20 protein-coding genes are annotated in these 22,177 nt (G+C 69.2%); 4 read left to right on the top strand and 16 right to left on the bottom strand.

All coding sequences use genetic code 11. From position 1 onward, the window contains the following. Positions 1-7 precede the first annotated feature (7 nt). Complete coding sequence (locus GQ674_RS13570) at positions 8-652, top strand: DUF998 domain-containing protein (protein WP_201290297.1); 645 nt, start codon at positions 8-10, stop codon at positions 650-652. A gap of 88 nt (positions 653-740) precedes the next feature. After that, entirely contained in the window at positions 741-2,084 is a 1,344-nt protein-coding gene (locus tag GQ674_RS13565; protein ID WP_159497497.1) for an AcvB/VirJ family lysyl-phosphatidylglycerol hydrolase, read from the top strand. A 61-nt stretch (positions 2,085-2,145) separates the two neighbouring features. Here GQ674_RS13565 and GQ674_RS21740 read toward each other — a convergent pair whose 3' ends face one another. Both GQ674_RS21740 and mprF read right to left on the bottom strand, forming a co-directional pair. Next, positions 2,146-2,280 (bottom strand): hypothetical protein, encoded by a 135-nt coding sequence (locus tag GQ674_RS21740; protein WP_268893838.1) that lies wholly within the window; start codon positions 2,278-2,280, stop codon positions 2,146-2,148. Between the two features lie 160 nt (positions 2,281-2,440). Further along, entirely contained in the window at positions 2,441-4,999 is a 2,559-nt protein-coding gene (gene mprF, locus GQ674_RS13560; RefSeq protein ID WP_159497496.1) for a bifunctional lysylphosphatidylglycerol flippase/synthetase MprF, read from the bottom strand. 193 nt (positions 5,000-5,192) lie between these two features. Between mprF and GQ674_RS13555 the strand changes: the two genes are divergently transcribed. Then, the gene (locus GQ674_RS13555) at positions 5,193-5,540 is read left to right on the top strand and encodes a RidA family protein (protein WP_038687069.1); all 348 of its coding nucleotides are present in this window, start codon (positions 5,193-5,195) and stop codon (positions 5,538-5,540) included. A 175-nt stretch (positions 5,541-5,715) separates the two neighbouring features. On the opposite strand, the gene rnfB is transcribed toward GQ674_RS13555, so the two are convergent. The 9 genes from rnfB to GQ674_RS13510 form a co-directional block, all read right to left on the bottom strand. Beyond that, complete coding sequence (rnfB, locus tag GQ674_RS13550) at positions 5,716-6,141, bottom strand: Rnf electron transport complex subunit RnfB (RefSeq protein WP_159497495.1); 426 nt, start codon at positions 6,139-6,141, stop codon at positions 5,716-5,718. 24 nt (positions 6,142-6,165) lie between these two features. Further along, positions 6,166-6,756, bottom strand: coding sequence for an HAD family hydrolase (locus GQ674_RS13545; RefSeq protein ID WP_137191545.1), 591 nt, complete (start codon positions 6,754-6,756; stop codon positions 6,166-6,168). A gap of 63 nt (positions 6,757-6,819) precedes the next feature. Next, positions 6,820-8,892 (bottom strand): methionine--tRNA ligase, encoded by a 2,073-nt coding sequence (gene metG / locus GQ674_RS13540; protein ID WP_159497494.1) that lies wholly within the window; start codon positions 8,890-8,892, stop codon positions 6,820-6,822. A 662-nt stretch (positions 8,893-9,554) separates the two neighbouring features. Beyond that, a complete protein-coding gene (locus GQ674_RS13535; RefSeq protein ID WP_159497493.1) occupies positions 9,555-9,998 on the bottom strand; it encodes a DUF2147 domain-containing protein in 444 nt (147 codons plus the stop codon). Between the two features lie 88 nt (positions 9,999-10,086). Continuing rightward, complete coding sequence (locus tag GQ674_RS13530; RefSeq protein WP_159497492.1) at positions 10,087-10,494, bottom strand: VOC family protein; 408 nt, start codon at positions 10,492-10,494, stop codon at positions 10,087-10,089. After that, a complete protein-coding gene (locus GQ674_RS13525; RefSeq protein ID WP_159499450.1) occupies positions 10,491-11,552 on the bottom strand; it encodes a serine hydrolase domain-containing protein in 1,062 nt (353 codons plus the stop codon). Before GQ674_RS13525 ends, GQ674_RS13530 begins: the two co-directional genes overlap by 4 nt. Before the next feature lie 58 nt (positions 11,553-11,610). Then, positions 11,611-13,536 carry a DUF885 family protein gene (locus GQ674_RS13520; protein WP_159497491.1) on the bottom strand — a complete coding sequence of 642 codons (1,926 nt, stop codon included), beginning with the start codon at positions 13,534-13,536 and terminating at the stop codon, positions 11,611-11,613. Positions 13,537-13,632: 96 nt separating this feature from the next. Continuing rightward, the gene (locus GQ674_RS13515) at positions 13,633-14,406 is read right to left on the bottom strand and encodes a queuosine precursor transporter (protein ID WP_159497490.1); all 774 of its coding nucleotides are present in this window, start codon (positions 14,404-14,406) and stop codon (positions 13,633-13,635) included. Between the two features lies 1 nt (position 14,407). Further along, positions 14,408-15,085, bottom strand: coding sequence for a DUF502 domain-containing protein (locus GQ674_RS13510; RefSeq protein ID WP_159497489.1), 678 nt, complete (start codon positions 15,083-15,085; stop codon positions 14,408-14,410). Between the two features lie 75 nt (positions 15,086-15,160). Between GQ674_RS13510 and GQ674_RS13505 the strand changes: the two genes are divergently transcribed. Next, the gene (locus tag GQ674_RS13505) at positions 15,161-16,477 is read left to right on the top strand and encodes a hypothetical protein (RefSeq protein ID WP_159497488.1); all 1,317 of its coding nucleotides are present in this window, start codon (positions 15,161-15,163) and stop codon (positions 16,475-16,477) included. A 9-nt stretch (positions 16,478-16,486) separates the two neighbouring features. Here GQ674_RS13505 and GQ674_RS13500 read toward each other — a convergent pair whose 3' ends face one another. The 5 genes from GQ674_RS13500 to trxA form a co-directional block, all read right to left on the bottom strand. Beyond that, on the bottom strand, positions 16,487-17,203 hold the full coding sequence (locus GQ674_RS13500) for a hypothetical protein (protein WP_159497487.1): 717 nt from the start codon (positions 17,201-17,203) through the stop codon (positions 16,487-16,489). Positions 17,204-17,254: 51 nt separating this feature from the next. Then, the gene (locus tag GQ674_RS13495; RefSeq protein WP_159497486.1) at positions 17,255-17,728 is read right to left on the bottom strand and encodes a DUF4442 domain-containing protein; all 474 of its coding nucleotides are present in this window, start codon (positions 17,726-17,728) and stop codon (positions 17,255-17,257) included. A gap of 63 nt (positions 17,729-17,791) precedes the next feature. Then, on the bottom strand, positions 17,792-19,417 hold the full coding sequence (locus GQ674_RS13490; RefSeq protein WP_159497485.1) for a CHASE2 domain-containing protein: 1,626 nt from the start codon (positions 19,415-19,417) through the stop codon (positions 17,792-17,794). Continuing rightward, positions 19,414-21,078 carry a FecR domain-containing protein gene (locus GQ674_RS13485; protein WP_159497484.1) on the bottom strand — a complete coding sequence of 555 codons (1,665 nt, stop codon included), beginning with the start codon at positions 21,076-21,078 and terminating at the stop codon, positions 19,414-19,416. The genes GQ674_RS13490 and GQ674_RS13485 overlap by 4 nt, the downstream gene beginning before the upstream one ends. Positions 21,079-21,283: 205 nt before the next feature. Continuing rightward, positions 21,284-22,141 carry a thioredoxin gene (gene trxA / locus GQ674_RS13480; RefSeq protein ID WP_159497483.1) on the bottom strand — a complete coding sequence of 286 codons (858 nt, stop codon included), beginning with the start codon at positions 22,139-22,141 and terminating at the stop codon, positions 21,284-21,286. Between the last annotated feature and the right edge of the window lie 36 nt (positions 22,142-22,177).

Genomic DNA, 22,177 nt, shown 5'->3' with positions numbered 1-22,177 from the left:
CGCGGCCGTGACGAACGTTGCGCGCGCGGTACCCGGCGTCTCGCCCCGGCAGGGCCACGCGGCGCTGGCGGCGGTGGCCGCGCTGGTCCTGTTTTCCGCCACTGCGCTGTGGCTCCAATGGGCGCGCCACGACCTGGACTGGGTGCAGGCCACGCTCAGCCTCTACCTGCACGGCCCGGGCGGGCTGGCGTTACGCAGCGCGTATTGCGTGCTGGCGGTGGCGATCATGCTGCTGGCCTGGTCGCTACATGCGGGCAGCCGCTCGCCCCGGCGCAGCACGGCCGCACCGCTGCTGTTCTGCGTGGCCGGGCTCGGCCTGATGGGTGTGGCGATCGCTGACAGCTGGTTGCCGACGTACGCGCCACTGGTGGCGCCACTGGTGCATGGGCTGGCGGCCAATACCGCGTTCCTGTGCGTGAGCGTGGCCATGCTGCTGCAGAGCTGGTATCTGCGCGCCGACCCGCACTGGTCGCGCTGGGCGGTTCCGGCGTGGTGGTGGGCCTGGGGCTGCTTCGTGCTGCTGTGGCTGCACGTGCTGTGGCGCGGTCCGCCGCGCGGGGCGGGGCAGAAGCTGGTGATTGCCGCGGTGGTGGTGTGGCTGCTGGGGGTGGCACTGCGCCAGTGGCAGCACGGACGTCGCCAGGCCGGTTGAGCCGGCTCACCCTTGCAGCCAGTCTGTGTACATGCCGTTGCCGGGGGACCGGCGTATCGTGGCGTGGACTCTTTTGGGATGCGTGACGATGCGGCGAGCCGGGTGGGGGAAGGTACTGGGTCTGGTGATCGGGGGCTGGGTGTCGATGGCAGCTGCCGCGACTCCGCAACAGGTCAGCCATGGGCGGTTCCAGCAGGTGCCGGTGTTCCTGCCCGAGGGCCACCCGCAGCGGGTGGTGGTGTGGTTCGACGGCGGCCAGGACCACGCGCGCAGCCGTACGCGCATCGACGCCCTGCGCGCGCAAGGCGCACTGGTGGCGCAGGTGGACGTAGCCCGGTTGCGCCAGGTGCTGGCCAAGGAAGGCAGCGGCACCTGCGCGTTCGGCGCCGGCGACGTTGAGAATTTCTCGCGCTGGTTCCAGGCCTACCTGCACGTACCCGGCTACCACCTGCCGCTGATCGGCGGTGACGGCGAAGGGGCCGAGCTGGCCTACGCGGTGGCCGCGCAGGCCGATACGCAGGTGTTTGCCGGCCTGCTGACCACCGGCTTCTGTCCCGACCACGCACGCGAGCGCAAGGTCTGCGGGGCCGGCAGCAGCCATGGTCGGCTGCAACCGGCCGAGCTGAATTTCCCGTGGTTGAACGCGGCGGGCGACAGCCATTGCGCCGCCGGCAACGCGGCCGCATTCGTGCGCAAGGTGGCGATGGGGCGCGATTTCCAACGCAGCGCCGAGGGCGACGACCTGCCCGGGCTGTTGGCGGCCGCGCAGGTGGTCGGGGCGCAGAAGGGCGTGAGCCTGGCGCCGCCGCCAGATGCGCTCAAGGGCCTGCCCGTGGTGGAAGTGCCCGCCAGCAAGCCCGGCGACACGTTCGCCATTTTCGTGTCCGGCGACGGTGGCTGGGCCGGGTTGGACAAGGAAGTGGCGGCGGCACTGGGCGAGGCGGGGGTGCCGGTGGTCGGCGTGGATTCGCTGCGCTACTTCTGGACGGCACGCACCCCGGAAGGGTTCGCCCGCGACCTGGAGCGCATTGCCAGCCACTACAGCCGGCAATGGCAGCGCAAGCGGGTGGTGCTGGTTGGGTTCTCGCAGGGCGCCGACGTGCTGCCGGCGGCGATCAACCAGTTGTCCCCGGCCACGCGCGCCAACGTGGCGATGATCGGGTTGATGTCGGTCGGCAAGAATGCCGACTACGAATTCCATGTCAGCAACTGGCTGGGCGGTGGCGGAGGCGGTCTTCCGATTGCGCCGGAGATCGCCAGGCTGCCGCCGGGCAAGACGCTGTGCCTGTATGGCGAAGATGACGACGACGCACTGTGCCCGTCGCTGCCGGCAGGCAACGCACAGGTGATCAAGCTGCCGGGCGACCACCATTTCAAGGGCGACTACGATCGCCTGGCGCAGACGCTGCTGGACCATCTCCCCGCCCGGTAGAGCCGACCGTTGGTCGGCTGCTGTAGCGCCGCGCATCCGAGCAGCCGACCAACGGTCGGCTCTACCGGGCAGGGTCCAGCGCCATCCGCCGGGTGTAGGGCGTTGACGTGCTGCAGGCGGCGATCAACCCGCTGACCCCGGCCACGCGCGCCAACGTGGCGCCGATCGGCTTGATGTCGGTCGGCAAGAACGCCAACGACCAATTCCACGCCGTTCGGCGTAGACGCTGCTGGACCCTCTGCCCACACGGTTGAGCCGACCGTCGGCCGGCTGCTCTACCCGCGCGGCGCTACCGCAGCCGACCAACAGTCGGCTCCACCCTGTGCGGTGTGACAGCAGCCGACCAACGGTCGGCTCTACCGGCGTGGGTCCAGTGAGATCAGTCGGGTGGCATCGAGCAGGGCGGCAGGCAGGTGCACGCCGCCCGGTGCGGCCAGGTATCGCGCGCGCCACTGCGGGGCGAATTTGGACTTGAAGCGGCGCAGCCCGCTGAACCCGTAGAAGCGCTCGCCGTGGCGGGCGACGATGTTGGCAAAGCGGTTCCAGCGACCGGCCAGCCGATGCTGCGCCAACCCGGACAGGGGCGCCATGCCCAGCGAGAAGCGGTGGAAGCCGTTCGCGCGACCCCACAGGAACAGCTCGATGAACAGGAAATCCATGGTGCCCTTGGGCGCATCGTCGACGTGCCGCATCAGGTCCACCGACAGCTCATGCCCGGCCGGTGCCTGCCACAGGTTGGCGAACGCCACGATGCGGCCGTCGGCTTCCACCAGCGCGACCGGGAAGCGCACCAGATAGTCCGGATCGAAGCTGCCCAGCGAGAAGCCTTTCTCGTCGCCGGCCTTGTCGTCCAGCCACTGTTGCGAAATCGCTGCCAGTGCAGGCAGCAGTGCCGGCACCTCTGCCGGTGCGGCCACGCGGAAACTCAGGCCGCCGCGCTTGCCGCGGTTCCAGGCCTGGCGCAGGTCGGCGCGCTCGCGTCCTTCCAGGCCGAAATCCTGCAGCGGCACCATCGCCTCTTCGCCCAGTTTGACCAGGGTCAGCCCCAGGTCGAGGTAGGTCTGCCAGTAGGCTTCGCCAACCTGATAGAACACCGGGCGCAGACCGAGCCGGTCGGCTTCCTCACGGAAGCGCCAGATCAGCCCACGCGCCACGTCCGGCGGGCCGACCGGGTCGCCCATGGCGATCAGCGAACCGCCGTAGCGCTGCATCATCACAAAGCCCCGCTGCTCGGCATCACGCAGCACCGCCTTGTCGGCAGTGAGCACCAGGCAGGCCTGGGTGTCTTCGGCGGCCAACAGGATCGGCGCCAGCGCGTCCAGCGTGGGCATGTCGGCCGGCGGCAGTGGGCTGCGGGTGCTGTGCAGCAGCCGCGCCAGGCCGAAGATGGTCAGTGCGATGGCCACCACCAGCAACGCACGCAGCGCGCGCGGCGCGTTGCCCTGCAGGGCGAACTGCCACCACAGCTCGTTCTGGTACTCCACGTGGCTGTAGACGAAGAAGAGCAGCCAGATCACCGCGACCAGCACCAGCCCAAGATTGCGGATCCAGGGCCACGACCAGGCTTCGTCCAGCAACGCGCCCTGGCGGTAGAACTCGCGGCGCGAGGCCCACAGCGCCATGGCTACCAGCAGCGCTGACAGCGCGATCAGCACCTGGCCGCCGCGCAGCCAGATCGGCAGCGGCGCGATCACGCAGATACCCAGCGCCAGCATCCACGCGGCGTGGCTGCGCCGTTGCAGGCCCTGGCCGATCAGCAGCAGTGCCACGCCGGCCAGGCTGCCGAGCAGGTGCGAGGTTTCCAGGATCGGCAGCGAGGCGTTGAGCAGGTGCCGACGTGGCGTGGGCAGGGTGCCGTCGATCACCAGTGCCGCGCCCACGCTGAACACCGCCAGTGCGATGATCTGCGGCAGCCACGGGCGCAGCGCGGTCCAACCGGCGCGGGTGGCCCCGGCACCGACGCGCAGCGGTTTGCGCAGGGCCGGGCCCAGCGCGAGCAGCGTGGCCAACAGCAACGGCAGCACGTAGTAGGTAACCCGGTAGATCAGCGCGGCGGCCAGCACGGCGGCCGGTGCCACCTGCGGCAACAGCTTGAGCAGGCTCCACTCGAACACGCCCAGCCCGGCCGGCACGCTGGAGATCAGCCCGGCCAGCACCGCCACCAGGTACAGGCCTACAAAGCCGGGCAGCCCGGTTGGGGTGTCCATCGGCAGCAGCACGTAGAACGCGGCGCTGGCCAGCACCAGTTCGACCACGCTCAGGGCGGTGACCCAGAGCATGGTGCGGCGGTCGGGCAGCCACAGGGCGTGGCCGCGGATGCTGAAACTGCGCCCTTCGCGCCCGACCAGCAGCAGCGTGGCGACATAGCCGAGCAGGCCGACGATGCCGGCCACGCGAACCGCCTGCACCGATACAGGCAGCGCCAGCGCCGCTGCGCCGGGCTCCAGCACGAAGGCCAGGGCGAGCAGCAGCCAGGCACCGAACACGAAGCCGAGCGTGCTCATCAGCACCACCTGGCCAATCTCGCCCAGGCTCAGGCCGGCGCCACCGTAGCCGCGCAGGCGCACGGCACCGCCGGTGAGGGCGGCAAAGCCCAGGGTCTGGCCCAGCGTGTGGGCCAGGAACGCGGTGATGCCCACGCGCGCCGGATGCAGGCGCTTGCCACTGCGGCGCAGGCCGATCGCATCGAAGCCGATCAGGCACGCGTAACTGGCCAGGCCCAGCACCACGGTCAGCGCGATCTGCCCTGCGCCGAGATGTCGGAAGGCTTCGCGGATGGCACGGTAGCCGTGTTCGTCGAATTCGCTGGCCAGCCCGCGCAGGGCCAGGGCCAGGATCGCCAGGCTGAAGATGACGGTGGCGGCACGGCGCCAGGCAAGGCGGGCCGGTGCGGGAGCAGGGGTGGGTTCGGTCATCGGTGAAGCGTGCTCCGGGGCGGGCGATGAAGGAGTCAAGACAGGCGGCACGGTGGTGCGCGCGCATCGTGCGCCGGATGTGCACGCTTGCCAAGGGTGTGCGCTGTGCCTGCCGTGGCGGCAATGATCCGGGGCAAGGACAGGCTCACGCCGCATCGGTGACAATGGCCCATCACCAAGAGGAGCCATCGCCATGTTGGAACGTTTCGACGTCGGTCCGCGCATGTCTGAAATGACCGTGCACAACAAGGTTGCCTATCTGTCCGGGCAGATCCCGGAAGACACCAGCCAGGACATCACCGGCCAGACCCGGCAGGTGCTGGAAGAGATCGACAAGCTGCTGGCGCTGGTGGCCAGCGACAAGCAGCACGTGCTGCGCGCGGAAGTGTTCCTGGCCGACATCAACGACTTCGCCGGCATGAACGCCGCGTGGGATGAGTGGGTGGTGGCGGGCATGACCCCGGCGCGCGCGACAGTGGAAGCCAAGCTGGCCGACCCGAGCTGGAAGGTGGAGATCGTGATCACCGCTGCGTTGCCGTAAACAGCAGCCAGTAGAGCCGGGCTCTGCCCGGCTGTTCGACGGGCATGCAAATTCAACAGCAGCCGGGCAGAGCCCGGCGCTACGGGCGTGTGCTGCGATCAACGTCCGGGTTACGGGGCGTGGCCGCGATCAAGGTCCGGCGTTGCGGGACGGGTGCCGCGATCAACGTCCGGCGTTACCGGGCGGGTGCTGCGATCAATTCGATGCAATCCACCGGGCACGGGGGAATGCACAGCTCGCAACCGGTGCACAGGTCGGGCAGGACGGTGTGCATGTACTTGGCACCGCCCACGATGGCGTCCACCGGGCAGGCCTGGATGCATTTGGTGCAGCCGATGCAGTCGGCTTCGATGATCAGCGCGACCTGTGCGGGTTTGTGCGCGCCGCGGCTGCGGTCGAACGGCACCGCCGGTACGCCCAGCACATGGGCCAGCGCACGGGCACCGTCGTCGCCGCCCGGTGGGCAGTGGTCGACGCCGGCCTCGCCACGGGCCATGGCCTGCGCGTACGGGTAGCAGCCGTCATAGCCGCACTGGCCGCATTGGGTCTGCGGCAACAGGCGGTCGAGGCGTTCGATCAAACTGGCGGAGGTGCTGGGCATGCGTGGCGTCGGCTGCGCGGGGCGTTATTTGAGGGGTTTGCCGCGATACCAGCGGTCGTGGGCGAGCGCCAGCATCGGCCGGTCTTCGCGGCTGTCGCCGTAGGCGTGGATGCGCTGGAAGCGTGACAGGTCGTAGCGTTGGCGGATGTGTTCAACCTTGCGCGGGCCACAGTCGCCGTCGGCATAGCGCCCGGTCAGGCGGCCGTCGTGGCTTTCCAGCCGGTTGCAGATCAGGCCCAGCCCCAGCGATTCGCACCACGGCCGCAGGTACAGGTCCAGCGAGCCGGACACGATCACCACGGTATGCCGTTGCTGCAGGTGCCAGCGGATCTGTTCGAGCATCTGCGGGCGCACCACGCCGGGCAGCACGTCGCGGGCATAGCCGGCGGCCTGGGTGGCGATGTCCTCGCTGTGGCGGTTGCTGAAGGTCAGGCGGGTCACGCGGGCGCGGATGCGCGCGGCCGAGATCAGCTTGAGCCGATAGGCCAGCAGCCATGGACCCACTTTCCACCAGGCCTGGGCCAGTTGTTCCGGGGTGGCCACGCGGCGCAGGAAGCGGCCATAGGTGTCGCAGGTGGTGACCGTGTGGTCGAAATCGAACAACGCCAGTTCCAAACCGCACCTCCCTCCGTGCAGGCCAGCAGGCGGGGACGGCGGCAGCGCCGCCCCCGGATGCGATCAGCGCACCGGCATGCCGGGCTGGGCGCTGCTGTCGGCGTCGAGCAGGGCCAGGTCGCCCCCGTCGAAGCCGGCCGACAGGATCATGCCTTCGCTCAGGCCGAAGCGCATCTTGCGCGGGGCCAGGTTGGCAATGAATACCACGCTGCGGCCGACCAGCTTCTCCGGCTCGCCGTAGCTGGCGCGGATACCGGAGAAGATCTGGCGCGTGCCGAGGTCGCCGGCATCCAGTTCGAAGCGCAGCAGCTTGTCCGAGCCGTCCACGAACTCGCAGGCCAGCACCTTGCCGATGCGCAGGTCGAGCTTGGCGAAGTCGTCGATGCCGATATAGGCCGGGCCGTCGGCGGGTGCCGCGGCCACCGCCGGTGCCGGTACGGCAGCAGGCTTGGGAGGCTTGGCCGGGGCGGCCGGGGCGGCAGCGGCGAGGGTGTCCTTGGAGGCGTCGGTCATGGCGTCGATCATTTTCGGGTCAATCCGGGTGAACAGCGGGGCGTACACGGCGATGGTGTGCGCGGTGAGCGGGCGGACGATGTCGGTCCAGTCCTGCACGGGGGCGGCCAGGAAGGCCTCGGCCTGGGCAGCGGTGGCCGGCAGGATCGGCTTCAGCGCGGTGACCAGCACGCGGAACAGGTTCAGGCCTTGGGTGCAGACCGCCTGCAGCTGCGCGTCGGCGCCCTCCTGCTTGGCGATCACCCACGGTTTCTGGTCGTCGATGTAGCGGTTGGCTTCGTCGGCCAGGGTCATGGTCAGGCGCACGGCGGCGGCCGGGTCGTTGCGCTCGTAGGCCTCGCGGATGGGGGCGAGGGCGGCGACGAAGCGGTCGTACTGGGCGGCATCGGGCAGGCTGTCGGCCAGGCGCCCGTCGAAACGCTTGCTGATGAAGCCGGCGCAGCGGCTGGCCAGGTTGACGAACTTGCCGACCAGGTCGGCGTTGACGCGCGCGGTGAAGTCGCTCAGGTTCAGATCGAGGTCTTCGACGCCGCCGCCGGACTTGGCGGCGAAGTAGTAGCGCAGGGCCTCGGCTTCCAGGCCGACGTCGAGGTAGGTGCGGGCCATGACGAAGGTGCCGCGCGACTTGGACATCTTGGCGCCGTCGACCATCAGGTAGCCGTTGACGTGCAGGCGGGTGGGCGCGCGGTGGCCGGTGCCGTGCAGCACGGCGGGCCAGAACAGGCCGTGGAAGTTGACGATGTCCTTGCCGATGAAATGGTGCAGTTCGGTGCTGGTGCCGGCGCGGAGGTGGGCGTCGAAGTCTTCGCCGTTCTTGTCGCACAGGGTTTTGAAGCTGGACAGGTAGCCGATCGGGGCATCGAGCCAGACGTAGAAGTACTTGCCGGGCTGGCCGGGGATTTCAAAGCCGAAGTAGGGGGCATCGCGGGAAATGTCCCAGGCGCGCAGGCCGCCGTCGGCGTTGAGCCATTCGCCGAGCTTGGCCTTGACGCCTGGCAGGGCGACGTCGCCAGCCAGCCATTCGCGGAGGAAGGTGTCGAAGTGGCCGACCTCGAAGAAGAAGTGGTCGGAGTCGCGCATTTCCGGGGTGGCCCCGGAGATGACCGAGCGCGGGTCCTTCAGTTCGGTGGGGGCGTAGGTGGCGCCGCACACTTCGCAGTTGTCGCCATACTGGTCCGGGCTGCTGCAGACCGGGCAGATGCCTTTGATGTAGCGGTCGGGCAGGAACATGCCCTTGGCGGGATCATAGAACTGGGCCACGGAGCGGCGCGCGATGTGGCCTTCGGCCTCAAGCTTGAGGTAGAAGGCTTCGGTGAGCGCTTTGTTGGCGGCGGAGTTGGTGGAATCGTAGTGGTCGAAGGCCACGCCGAAGGCGGCAAAGTCGCGTTCGTGGCTGGCCTGGATGTTGGCGATGAAGGCTTCCGGGGTGACGCCGGCCTTTTCGGCGGCGAGCATGATCGGGGTGCCGTGGGTGTCATCGGCGCAGACGAACCAGGTTTTGCCGCCGCTCATTCGACGCGCACGCACCCAGATGTCCGCCTGGATGTAGCCGACCAGGTGGCCCAGGTGCAGGGGGCCGTTGGCGTAGGGCAGTGCGGTGGTGACGAGAGCGGTGCGGGTCATGGTCTGCGTTGTTGCCTTGGGGACCGGGGATTATCGCATGGAGGGGGTGTGCGCCTGCGGCGGGCTTTTTTTTTCGAAGCCGGAGCCAAGGCCGGAGCCGGAGCCGGAGCCGGAGCCAGGGCCACAGCCACAGCCACAGCCACAGCCGAAGCCCATTGACCGGCCTGCTGGGGGAGGGCTGGGGTGGGTGAGGCCGCGGGGCACGCTGCAAGTACGTCCGTGTAAGCTCCGCCACCGCATCCATGCGGTGGAGGGCCCCGCAACCTCACCCACCCCAGCCCTTCCACAGTTGGTTGGTGTGCAGGGGAAAGGCGGGGGCAGGAGCGGGTGGCAGAAGCCTAGGTGAAGCGAACCGGGCCGAATGAACCGACCTGACCGGAGCTTCTGCCTGCCGAAGCCCGAGCCAGAGCGGTTTGGTTCGGGGTGTGGGGGAGAGTAGAAATGCAAAAGGCCGAAGCGGCGCAGCCGCTTCGGCCTTCTTCCTCTTCCCAACCGGCGATGCACATGCCTGGAGGGCGAGGCGGGTTAACCCCCACCGGGACCGTCCACGGCATGGATGCCGTGGACGAGCCCCCATGGATGGGTTCACGGCGTGTCCCGGTGGGGGTTAACCCGCCTCGACCACACCATGGCAATGACTAGCCAAAAGCAGCGCCGAGAAGTTACTCCCGCACCCAGGTCTGGGAGCGGCAGATGAAGGCGATGCAGCCGGAGACGTCCAGCTTGGCGCCGCCGGTCTGCAGCTTGGCCTTGGACTTGTAGGTCTTGCCGTTGGCCGGGTCCAGGATGGTGCCGCCGGACCAGGCGTTGGCGCCGTCGGCCTTCAGGTTCCACAGGATGGTCATGCCCTTGACCGGCTTGTTCTTGTTGGCGCCTTCGCAGCCGTCGCAGACCGGGTTGGGGCCCTTGTCCGAATGCAGGATGTCCACGACCTTGCCGGTCAGCGCGCCGTTGGCGGCCTGGGTGATCTCCACGATCGACTTCACCTTGCCGGTCTTGTCGTCGATCGTCTTCCAGCGGCCAACCGCGCCATCGGCGGCGCTGGCCGACATCGCGGCCAGCATCAGCGGCAGCGCCAGCAACAGGGTCTTCAAAGTCTTGCGCATGTTCCCCTCCCAGGGATGTCGGTGAAGGCCGGCGCAGTGCCGGTACAGGCCGACTGTATACCCATTCGCCGGGGTATGGGCAACGGGGTCAGCCGATTTCGTACAGCTCCAGCGGCAGCCCGTCGGGATCGGCGAAGAAGGTAAAGCGGCGGCCGGTGTACGCGTCCGTGCGGATCGGTTCGCAGGCGACACCGGCGGCGGCCAGACGAGCGACCATCGGTTCCAGGGCCGCTACCCGGAAGGCCAGGTGGCGCAGGCCCTGCGCCTCGGGGCGGCTGGGCCGGGGCGGGGCGCCGGGGAAGGAGAACAGCTCCAGCTGGCTGCCGTCGGGCAGGGCCAGGTCCAGCTTCCAGGAATCGCGTGCGGCGCGGTAGTTCTCGTCCAGGATCCGCAGGCCCAGCACCTGGGTGTAGAAGGCCTTGGAACGGGCGTAGTCCGCGCCGATCACGGCTACGTGGTGGATGCCTAGCAGCGGAGTGTCGTGGGTGGGCGTCATTGCAGGGTGTCCAGCCAGCGCTGGGCGATCTGCAGCGCCAGCGGATAGGGTTCGGGGCCATCGCGGTTGGTCAGGATGATGACCGTCAGGTGCTGGCGGGGATAGCGCAGGATCACGTTGCGGAAGCCGATGCTCTCGCCGCTGTGCCATTGCGCGTCGCCGTTGAGCCGCCAGCCGAAGCCGTAGAACGGCACGTCGGGCTCGGTGGTGCGCGTGGCCGGGGCGAAGGCCTGGCGCAGGGAGGCGGCCGTGAGCAGGCGCTGGTCGTACAGCGCCGCGTCCCACCGGGCCAGGTCCTCCAGCGACGCGTAGATGCCGCCGTCGCCCAGCACCGCGCTGGTCGGGCTCTGGTCGGTGCGCTGCCAACGCCCGTCGACCTCGCTGTAGCCATAGGCGCGCCGGGCCACGTCGTCCACGCCGTCCTGGTGGGCCACGGTGTCGCGCATGCCCAGCGGCTGGAAGATCCGGGCGCGCAGGAACGTGGCGAAATCCTGACCCGATGCCTTGGCCACCACCAGCGCCAGCAGCGCATAGCCGCTGTTGCTGTAGCGGTACTGGCTGCCCGGAGGGAACAGCGTGCGGTCCTGGGCCTCCAGCAGGTGCAGCACGTCGATGTCGTGCACCTGTGCGGTGGCCGCAGCGGGCATCAGGTCCTCGTAGTCGAGCAGGCCACCGGTATGGCTGAGCAGGTGGCGCAGGGTGATCCCGTCGGCGGCGGCCGGGAGCGAGGGCAGCCAGCGTTTGAGCGGGTCATCCAGGCGCAGTGCGCCGTCTTCGGCCAGCAGCAGGATTGCCGCGGCGGTGAACTGCTTGCTGACAGAGGCCAGGCGGAAGTTGGTCCGGGCGGTCACGGGCGTGTGGTCTTCGACCACCGCCAGCCCGTAGCCGCGCTGGAACACCGGCTGGCCCTCGTGCAGGACCAGCACCGCCGCGCCCGGAACCTGACCGTCATAACGCTGCAGCAGGGCGTCGATGCCGGGGTCGGGTGGCGCCGCCGCCGGCGCTGCCAGCGCGCCACCCGCCGCCAGCAGGCCCAGCCAGACCAGGCCGCCCGCCATCAGCCTGCTGCGGTCACGCGGGCGATCAGGGGGCTGCATGGCCGGCTCCGTGCATGGGTCAGGGGGTCGCTGCGGGCGTCGGCGTGCCGGCGGTTTCGGCCGCGATCCAGCGGGTCATCTTGGCGTCGAGGATGTCCAGCGGCATCGAGCCGTCGCGCAGGATTTCCTCATGGAAACGGCGCAGGTCGAAGCGCGGGCCGAGCGCGGCCTTGGCGCGATCGCGCAGTTCCACCATCTTCAGTTCGCCCAGGCCGTTGGGCAGGGTCTGCCCGGGCAGGGCCATGAAACGCTCGACTTCGGCGGTGGCATCTTCGGTGGGCATGTCGGCGGTCTTGACCAGGTAATCCACCGCCTGGCGCTTGCTCCAGCCCTGCGCATGCACGCCGGTGTCGGCGGCCATGCGGGCGGCGCGGGTCAGCGCGGCCTGCAGGTAGCCGATGCGCTCGTAGGGGTCCTGGTACACGCCCAGCTGCTCACCCACCGATTCGGCATACAGGCCCCAGCCTTCGATGAAGGCGATATCGCCGCCCAGCCGGCGGAAGCGCGGCAGCTTGTCCAGCTCCTGCTGCAGTCCCAGCTGCACGTGGTGGCCGGGAATGCCTTCATGCAGGAACTGCATCGGCGCCGCCCAGCGGCGGCGGCTCGGCAGGTTGGTGGTGTTGACGTACAGGATGCCCGGACGCATGCCGTCGGGCAGGGGCGGCTGGTAGGCCACCGCCGACGCACTTGCGGCACGTTCGGGTTCAACCGCACGGACCTCCAGCGGCGCCTTCGGCAGGGTGCCCAGCAGGGCGGGCAGGCGGCTGCCCACCTGGGCCTGCAACTGCTTGTAGCGGGTCAGCAACGCCTCGCTGTTGGCGTACTGGAAGCTGCGGTCGGTGCGCATGTTGCGCAGCACCTTCTGCTGCGAACCGCGGATCTTGTTGTCCTTGAGCGTCGCGGCGATCTGCGCCTGCAGGCTGGCTACGCGTTGTTCGGCGACGGCGTGGATCTGCTTGGCATCCAGGGTGGCGGCGGTGCTCTGCACGATGTTCTGGGTGTACCAGGCCTGGCCGTTGGGCAGCGCACCCAGGCCATCGCTGGTGCGCGTGGCCGGCAGGTATTCGGTGGCGATGAAGCCGCGCAGGGCGCGGTAGGCCGGCATGATGCGGTACTCGATCATGCGCTTGTACTCGGCGCTGATGCGCGCCTTGTCCGCCGCCGGGAAGTCCTCGGGCATGTTGCGTACCGGGGCCCAGAAGATGCTCTCCTCGGCGGTCGGCTTGATCACCGCATCCAGCTGCGGCAGCACCTTTTCCATCAGGTCGCGCGGCTGCACCACGCCGGCCTTCATGCCGTCGCGCATGTTGGCCACGGCCTGGTCGAACAGCGGTGCGATCCCCAGCGAGCGCCTGGACCAGCTGTCGTAGTCGGCCACGGTATTGAACGGCTGCGCGCCCGAGCCGGAGCCCAGGATGGCCATGATGCTGCCCAGGTTGTAGTACTGGCTGACCGGCAGCATCCAGCTGGGGTACTTCTCGGCGGCCAGCGACATGCGCGCGTCGCGCACGAAGATTTCGTAGCTGAGCAGGTCCTGCCCGGTCAGGCCGTCGGTGCCGATCTTCTCGACCTTGCCCAGCCATTCCACGGTGAAATCATGCGATTGCTGGCGGTAGGCGGCCGACAGGATGTTGGGCAGCTGGTCGTTGTGGCGTGCATCGCCCTGGAAGGTGGCCTGCAGCGGGTTGAGCCGCATCGAGGCATCCCAGTATTCGTCGTAGATGCGGTTGAGCTGGGCGGCCTTGCTCTGCTGGCGGACCAGTGGCTGGCGCGCGGGCGCGGCGGCCGGACGTGCGCGCGGCTTGGCCTTGGGCTTGGCGGCGGAGCGGGTCTGCGCGGCAGCCGGCCGGTTGGCCTTCTTCTTGGCAGCTTCAGCCGGGGCGGCGCTGCCGAACAGCAGCAGGGCGGCGATGGCGAGCGCCAGGGCGCGGGCGGGATGGGGCATCGGCGGTATCCGTAAAACACACAGACCGGGGAGCTTGCCCGATCCGTGCCCGTACGGCCAGCGCTGGCCCCTGGTCAGTTTCGTGCGGTACGGGCCTCAGTCAGCTGCAGCGTCGGCACGCAGCTGCGCGGCGCGTTCGGCGCCCAGGTAGCGGGTGATGGCGCGCCGCATCAGGTACAGCAAGGGAATCAGGGCGATGGCGAAGCCCATCTTGTAGACGTAGTTGACGCTGCTGACCGCCAGGAACAGCGCGGTGGGCCACTGCTGCGGGCCCAGCACGAACGCGATCCAGATCACCACGAAGCTGTCCACCAGCTGCGATACCGCCGTGGAGCCCGTGGCGCGCAACCAGACGTGGCGTTCACCGGTGGCCCGGCGGATGCGATGGAAGATCGAGACATCGATCAGCTGCCCGACCAGGAAGGCCACCAGCGAACCGGCAATGGTCCACATGCCCTGGCCGAACACCGCGGCGAAGGCGGCCTGGTAATCGGGCACGCCGTGGGCGCTCATCGAGGTGACCCACCAGCTGGCCGGCACCAGCGAAATCGCCGCGAAGGCGAACACGAAGCCGTAGCTGATCAACACCACCGCCAGCCACGAGATGAACTTCACCCCGCGGCGGCCGAAGAACTCGTTGATGGTGTCGGTCATGATGAACACCACCGGCCACAACAGCGTGCCGGCGGTGAAACTGAGCGAGCCGGTCTGGCCGAACAGATTCCAGTTGAACGGCGCCAGCCCGAGCGTGTCTTCGAGCGCGAAGATCTTCACCCCGATCAGTTCGGCCAGCACCGCATTGGCGCAGAAGAACGCCGACAGCGCGATGAACAACAGCACCGCACGGTCCTGCAACGGCCGCGCGCTCACCTCAGCGGTCGCCGGCGCGGGTGAACGGCACGCTTTCCGGCGCGACGGCACCGCCGGAGATGATGAAGCTCATTGCCTGGTCAACGGTCCAGTCGGTGGGGGTCAGCAGTTCCACCGGCACGATTTCCAGGTAGCCGGAGGTGGGGTTGGGCGTGGTCGGCACATACACTGCGGCCAGCTCGCGGTCGGAGCCCTGTTCGCGGATCACCCGTGTCACCAGGCCCACCGATTTCATGTCACGGTGCGGGAAGTCGATCAGCACCACGCGCTGGGTGCTGCCCGGCTCGGTCTGCAGCATGTCCAGCAGCTTCTTGGCGCTGTCGTAGATGATGCTGGCCAGCGGGATGCGCTTGATCACCGCGCCGAACCAGCGCAGCAGGCGCTGGCCGATCACCCGGCGGCTGAGCACGCCCACGCTGAGGATCACCAGCAGGGTGGCGGCCAGGCCGATCAGGTTCTGCATCCACTCCACCTTGACCCAGCCCAGGTAGTGCGGGAACGAGGCGGCGATCTGCTCGGACAGGGGCACCACCACCGGGCTGGAAATGCCCGACAACAGCACGAACACGAATTTGACCACCACCCAGGTCAGCCAGATCGGCAGCAGGGTCAGCAGACCGGTCAGGAACAGGCGCTGCAGGGAGGGGCGCGGAACAAGTTGGGGGGCTTCGGGCGACATCGACGCATTGTAGCGGTGCGGCCACCCGGATTACCCTGCCTGCGGTCGCAGGGAGCGGCGCATGAAGGGAATGCTGTGTTGAAGGGACTGAAGTGGGTGGGCGTGACCGTGCTGGGCATGGGGGTGCTGGTGGGCGGGGTGCTGCTGGTGTCATGGCTGATGCCGGTGCCGGCTGAGGAACGCCGGGCGCTGCAGGTCATGGAGGCAGGGTTGCCCGCGATGGCACCCGAACGCAACGCGTTCCCGGCGATCTGGCTGTTGGACCATGACGGCATGACGCCGGCGCAGATACAGGCGCAGACCGCAGAGGATGCGCGCCGTTGGGCGCCGGGCCCGGCCCGCGGCGCAGCGCCGGCCGGCGATGCCGTGGCGGTCGAAACGCACGTTGCGAAAGTCACGCCGGCCACCCGGTGGTGCAGGCGCGATGTCAGCGCCTGTCTGGCTGCGGTACGTGCCGACGCCGATGCGGTCGCGCAGGCCCATGCCGGGCATGACGGGCTGCACGCACGGATTGCGGCGCTGGGCGAGGACGATCACTACCGTTCGCTGTTCGTGCCCGACACGGCGATGCCGTTCCCGGCGTTCCAGGTGCTGATGGAGCGCACCTCGTGGCATGCCCTGGCGCATGTGCGCGGCAACAGCACCCAGGCACTGCAGGGCACCTGCGAGGACATCCGCACCGGGCGCATGCTGATGGCCCGCAGCGATAGCGTGCTGGTGGCGATGGTGGGGTCGGCGATGGCCGAGCGCAACGCGGGCCTGTTCACCGAGATCCTGGCCGAGCTGCCTGCGGGGGCAGCCGTCCCGGCGACGTGCCAGCAGGCCCTCGTCGCCCCCACGGTGGCCGAGCTGGACCTGTGCCTGCCGATGCGCGGCGAGTTTGCGTTCGTGCGGGCGGCGATGGCCAACCAGCCGGCGCTGGAGCAGGCGCAAGGCTGGTTGCACGTCGAAGGCAAGACCCAGGCCCGCAATGCCTGGCAGATGTCGCGCACCTGCGGCGCCAAGGTGCAGGCGCAGATCCACGACGATCGCCCCGTGCAGCTGCCCGCGGCGCCGTCGATCTGGTCATTGGCCTGCGTGGCCAACGCGGCCGGTTGCATGACGCTGGCCATCAGCGAGCCGGCATACGACGACTATTCCCTTCGCATGCAGGATGCCGGCGCCCAGCTGCGGCTGGCGGGGGCGATGCTGTGGCTGCATGGGCAGCCGCGTGGCCAGACCGACGCGCTGGCCCGCCTGGCCGCGATGCCGCAGGCGCTGCGCAGCACGCAGCGCCCGCCGCAGCTGAGCGCCGATGGGCAGCGGGTGCAGGTGCCGCGGTACGGCCGCGCGGGCGACGGCGGGCCGCCGTGGGTCAGCGCAGCGCTGCCACAGGCGTGGCGCCCGCATTGAGCGGCGCGGTTACGGCAGCGGAGTGAACGCCGCGCCGTCGCCGATGCTGTCCAGCGTCCAGCGCTTCTTCGAGAGCAGTTTCTCCCATCTCACCTGCTCGCCGTCGGTCTCGATGCTGCCGCTCGCGCGGCGCACCTTCGCGGTGGCGTAGTTGATGCTCACCGATTCGGTCTGCCCGGAGTTGCGCATCATTGAATCGTTGTCGTAGCCGATCAGCGCGAAGGCATCGTGCTGCCAGCGGAAGGTGAAGCGGGTGGAACCGGTGGCCCAGCTGCCGGCGTTGGAGAACGCGTACAGGACCACCTGCAGCGTGCCGCGCACGATCGATACGCCGCCGGCGCCGTCTTCGAACACGTCTGACAGGTTCGGGTACTCGTGGCGCGGAATCAGCTGGTGGTTCTGCGCGGCCAGCGCATAGGTGCCATCCGGCCGCGCCCAGGCGATCGCGAGCAGGCGCGGGTTGCTGTCCAGCGGACTGATGCCCATGCCGTCGTGTTCAAGCACGTTGCGGGGATCCTGCTGGCGCAGCACCAGCACCAGGTCGGCACGCCGGTCGGCGTTGAGGTCGCCGTCCAGCCGCTGTTCAATGCGCCAGCCGCGCGGCACGAAGCCGTTGGCGTCGGCGGCGGTGGCCGGCAGCGTCGGATAATCCACCGGCGGTATGTCCAGTGCGTGCGCAAGCGCCGGCAGGGACAGCAGGGGCAGGGCGATAAGCAGGGTGCGCATGATGCAGGGGCCGACGTTGGGGGCGCCGAGCATAGCAAGCACGCCGCGTGCTCAGCCCTTGCGCGCGCCGCCGTTGCGCGCGTCCGGCTTCAGCCGCAGGTACACCTGCTTGCGTACCCGCGCGACCACCTCGCCCTGTGCGTTGAGAATGTCGTTGCTGAACCAGTGCAGGTATTTTTCACCACCGGCCGTGGCGGCACGCAGCTGGTCCAGCAGCGCGTCGTCCAGATGGAATTCCGCACGCACCGTGCCGCGACCCGGTTTGAGGAACTCGATCTCGCCGGCCCGATCCCACACGTAGTAGTCGCGGCCCAGGTTGTGCATCACGGTGAGCATCCAGAACGGATCGGTCATCGCAAACAGGCTGCCGCCGAAGTGGGTGCCCACGTAGTTGCGGTTCCAGGGGCGCATGCGCAGCTCGACGCGCACGTGGCGGTAGTCGGGGCTGACCTGCGTGACGTGGATGCCAGTGAACAGGAACGGCGGCCACAGGTTCATGCCGTGGCGGAACACGCTGGCTTTCATCGGGTCGACCCAGGTTGCGAACGAGGGGCGCAGCTTACCATTCGCAAGCGTATGGTGGCGCGGTCAGTCGCCGTCGTCGGCCATGTAGCCGTCGCGCCCGGCGGCCTTGGCCTTGTACAGCGCCGCATCGGCGCCTTCAAAGAAATGCCGCGGTTCGCTGCTGGCGGCGGGCACGCGCGTATACACGCCCACGGTCAGGGTGATGTGGATGCGTTCGCCCTGCGCGCCGGGCACCTCCAGCAGGCGTACCCGTGCCAGCAGGTCTTCGATCACCTGCACCGCGCCGTCGGCCGCGGTGTCGGGCAGGATCAGCGCGAACTCGTCGCCGCCGAAACGCGCGGCCATGTCGCGCGGCCGCCGAGCGTGCGCGCCGATCTCGCTGGCGATCAGGCGCAGGACGGTGTCGCCGACCTGGTGGCCATGCATATCGTTGTGGTGCTTGAAGTGGTCCACGTCGATCAGCACCAGGCTCAGCGGGCGACCACTGCGACGTCCGGCGTCGTGCTCCTGCTGCAGGGTCTGCTCGAAACGCAGGCGGTTGCCCAACCCGGTCAGCGCATCGCTGTTGGCCTGGCGGCGCCAAGCGCTGATCCGCCACAACACCCACGCGCAGATGACGGCCAGCATGCCGGTCAGCGCCGCGGCGGGGGCAAACCAGAGGTTGCCGACGCGCAGCAGCACGAAGCTGAGCAGCAGGGTGGACGGCAAGGCCAACAGCGCGCTGGCCGATGCCCGGGGCAGCGACAGGCCCAGGCAGCACAGCGCCACCAGCAGGCCGCTGAGCAGGTCCCGCCACAGCGTGGGTGGCAGGGTGATGACCTTGTCGGTGAGCAGCATGGAGGCGACGTTGGCCTGATACTCGCTGCCGCTCATCCAGCGCTCGCGCGTGGTCGGGGTGAGCAGGCGGGGAGCGATGCCGCTGGCGGTCATGCCCACCAGCACCAGCCGCCCGCGCAGCAGCGCCGGGTCGACGTTGCCGTTGAGCAGGTCCACGTAGGACACCTGCGGAAACCGTTCGGGCGGGCCGGCGTAGCGCACCCGCACGTAGTGATCGCGTCGCCATTGATACGGCGAGGACTGTCCCGGGTCCGGATCGCGCAGGCCGGGCAGCGGGCCGCGCGCGCCGGCCAGCGCCAGCCCTAGGGCGGGCCAGTGGGGTGAGCCGATCCCGGCGGTGAGGTACAGGCCGCGTGCCACCCCGTCGGCGTCCACTTCGATATCGGTGTGCCCGAGCGTGGCCGCATTGGCGGCGATCAGCGGGATGGGCAGCAGTTCCTCGGCCATGTTCGGGCCACTGGCCGGTGCGGCCAGCACCGGCAGCACCACGCGGCCGTTGCGACGGATCGCCGCCGCCAGGTCCGCATCCTGCGCCGCATCCTGGCGGTCCGGTTCGGACAGCATCAGGTCCAGCACGACCCGCGCGCTGCCGGCCTCGGTGAGGCGGTCAAGCAGGCGTGCGTGGGTCGAGCGCGGCCAGGGCCACTGCCCGATCTGCTGCAGGCTGCTGTCGTCGATCGCCACGATCAACAGGCGCGGGTCGGGCGGGTAGTCCCACGCCCCGACGTACGCATCGTAAACCGCCTCGTCCTGCTGCCAGAACCACTGCCAGTGGCTGGCAACGGCGGCCAGGCCACCCACCAGCGCCGACAGCGCCAGCCGCTGCGGCCACGACAGTGCCAGTGGTTTCACAGCAGCAGCCACAGCAGCAGGGCGCCGCCGCCAGCGCCGTAGCACGTGCGGCAGGGCAGCGCGACCTGCTGTGCCGGCGAGAACGGGCCGGCATAGCCGTCGTCGTCGATGTACTGCACGCGCACGTGCAGGGTCCCGTGCCAGGGACGCTTGAGCGACACCTCGGGCTGGTCGACCTCGCGGTCCAGTAGCGGGTGGGTGAAATCGCCCTTGCGGTCGATCTGCACGCGGTAGCGCTGACCGGTTTCGCCGGCCTGCCAGCGCAGCGTCAGTTGGCCCTTGGCGGCCTGCGGCGGCTGCAGGGCCGGATCGACCGGGGTGTCGGTGAGGGTGAGCGCCACCGGTTGGCCGAAGCGACCGCGGTGGCCGTTGCCATCGCGCGAGGCCACACGCCAGAAGTACGCGCCCGGGGCCAGGTCCTTGGCCGCGCGTGCATGTGGGCTGGTGCTCTGCTGCTCCAGCACGGGCACCAGGAACTGTTCGTCGCGCGCGATCTGCAGCACGCTGGATGCAGCCCCGTCGACCTGGCTCCACTGGAAGCGTGGGCGCGCGCTGTTGATGGTTTCCTGGTTGACCGGGCGTATCGTCAACGGTGCGGGCGGTTGGTCACGCACCTCGAAATCGTGCTCGGCATCGAGACCTTCCACGTCGTCGGCGCTGACGGCGCGGACCAGCACACGCAGCGTGCCGGGCGCCAGATCCGGCAGGGTCAGGGTGGTGGCAGGGGTGTCCTGTGCGAACAGCAGGATCTCGGGTTGGTCGGCGCGCACCACTTCCACCCGGTAGTGCGCGGCTTGGTCCACCGCCGCCCACGCCAGTTGCGCGGGCAGCGGGTCCAGGCGCAGCTGCGCCCGGTCCAGCAGCGGCGCCGGCAGCAACGGCTCCAGTTCGCCGGGGCGGGTGTCCTGCGACGTGCTGCGGGTGGCCTGGCCGCGGGTGACCAGGCGTTGGCCACGTTCGTTGCCAACCTGCACCTTGCCCTGCAGTACTTCTGTGGCCGCGCTGCGCCCGTCACCGCCGGCGCTGACCCGGAACACGGTGCCGCGCACGCTGCTGGTCGCCGTGGGGGCATCGATGATGTAGCGCGACGCCGGCCCCGTTGCGGGGGTCACCCGGTTGCTGGTGCGGCCCTGCTGCAGGCGTATGCGGGTGTCGACCATGCCGGTGTGCCCGTAGCGGCTGAGCTGGTCCAGGCGCAGGCGCGAGTTTTCGCGCAGCTGCAGCCGCGAATCATCCGCAAACACGAGGGTGACGCTGGCATCGGCGCCGGTTACCAGATGCTGGCCGATCGTCAGCAGCTGGCCTTCGAAGACATCACGCAGTCCGCCCTGGGCCGTGTCGCCCACCTGCACCGATCCGCGCAGCGCGAGCACGCGGGCTGGCACGGGCTGCACCGCCAGCCACGCCACCGGGAAGCGCAGCTGGCTGCCCGGCGACAACCGATACGGGTCGCTCACGCGGTTATGGGTTTGCAGGTGTTCCCACGGAACGGACGGCTTCAGATACCGCGAACCGAGATCCCACAGGGTGTCACCGGGACGCACCCGGTAGGTCCAGTCCTGGGCCAGCAGAGGAAAGGCGGAGAACAGCAGGGCTGCCACCAGCACCAGGCGGGCTGACAGCGAACAGGAATGAAGCAAGCGGGTCGAACTCACGGTCATCTGTGCCCTGCTGGGCGGGGCTCAGCCGTGCGGCCCCCATGGCCCAGACCTCATCCCCCCGAATGGATCGCGGCGTCGTGGACGCCGCGTTCGCATTATCGCCCGGGACCCGTGCAGAGTTTCTGAACGTGACCTCCGTCACATTCCATGTGGGCGAGGCGCATCCGTCCCGGGTAACTGAACGCGTGGCGCCTCCTGCGCCGGATCAGAACAGCAGCGATGCCATCCGGCGGCGATAGCGGCCCACCAGGTCCTCGTCGGCAATCACCTTGAAGGCGTCGATCAGCAGCTTGCGCGGCAGGCCCTCGGCGAAGGTGCGGTCGCTGCGCAGCATGGCCAGGAACTGTTCCAGCGCGGCTTCATCCTCGCCGCCCAGCAGCAACTGCACCCCGCGCAGGTGGCGGGCCTGCAGGTCGTCGCCATTGGCGGCGATGCGGGCGTCCAGCGTCTCGGCGGCCGGTGCGTCCTGCAGCGCGTTGGCAAAATCCAGGCGGGCGCGGGCGCGCACGGCACGGTCGTCAGTGGCCAGGTTGGCCGGCAGCGCATCGATCAGCGTGCTGGCCTCGGCGGTGCCGCCGGTCTGCAGCAGGGCCAGCGCCAGGTCCAGTTTGAGTTCGTCCTTGTCCGGCTCGGCGGCAATTGCCGCACGCAGCACGTCGACCTGGGCCTGCGGGTCCAGCGGTTCGGGCTCGGCCACGGCGTCGGCGGCCGGCTCGGCCGGGGTCACCCCGTGCTGGGCCAGGAACTCGCGCAGCTGCCCTTCCGGGATCGCACCGGGGAAGCCGTCCACCAGCTGGCCACCCTTGACCAGGAACACGGTGGGCACCGAGCGGATCTGGAAGGCCGCTGCGATCTGCTGTTCGGCATCCACGTCGACCTTGGCCAGCTCGAAGGCGCCGTGGTACTCACCGGCCAGCTTTTCCAGCATGGGCCCCAGGGTTTTGCAGGGCTCGCACCAGCTGGCCCAGAAGTCGACCAGCACCGGCGTCTGCAGGGACTTCTGCAGCACCTCGGTTTCGAAGGTGGCGGTGGTGGCGTCGAAGACGTGCGGCAATTCGCTCATGGTCGGCAATCAACGATTAAAGATGTACGCAGTGTA

The sequence above is a fragment of the Stenotrophomonas sp. 364 genome, from assembly GCF_009832905.1.
Classification (GTDB): domain Bacteria; phylum Pseudomonadota; class Gammaproteobacteria; order Xanthomonadales; family Xanthomonadaceae; genus Stenotrophomonas; species Stenotrophomonas maltophilia_AP.
The sequence above is the reverse complement of the archived record's forward strand: the minus strand, read 5'-3'. Positions and strand labels throughout refer to the sequence as shown.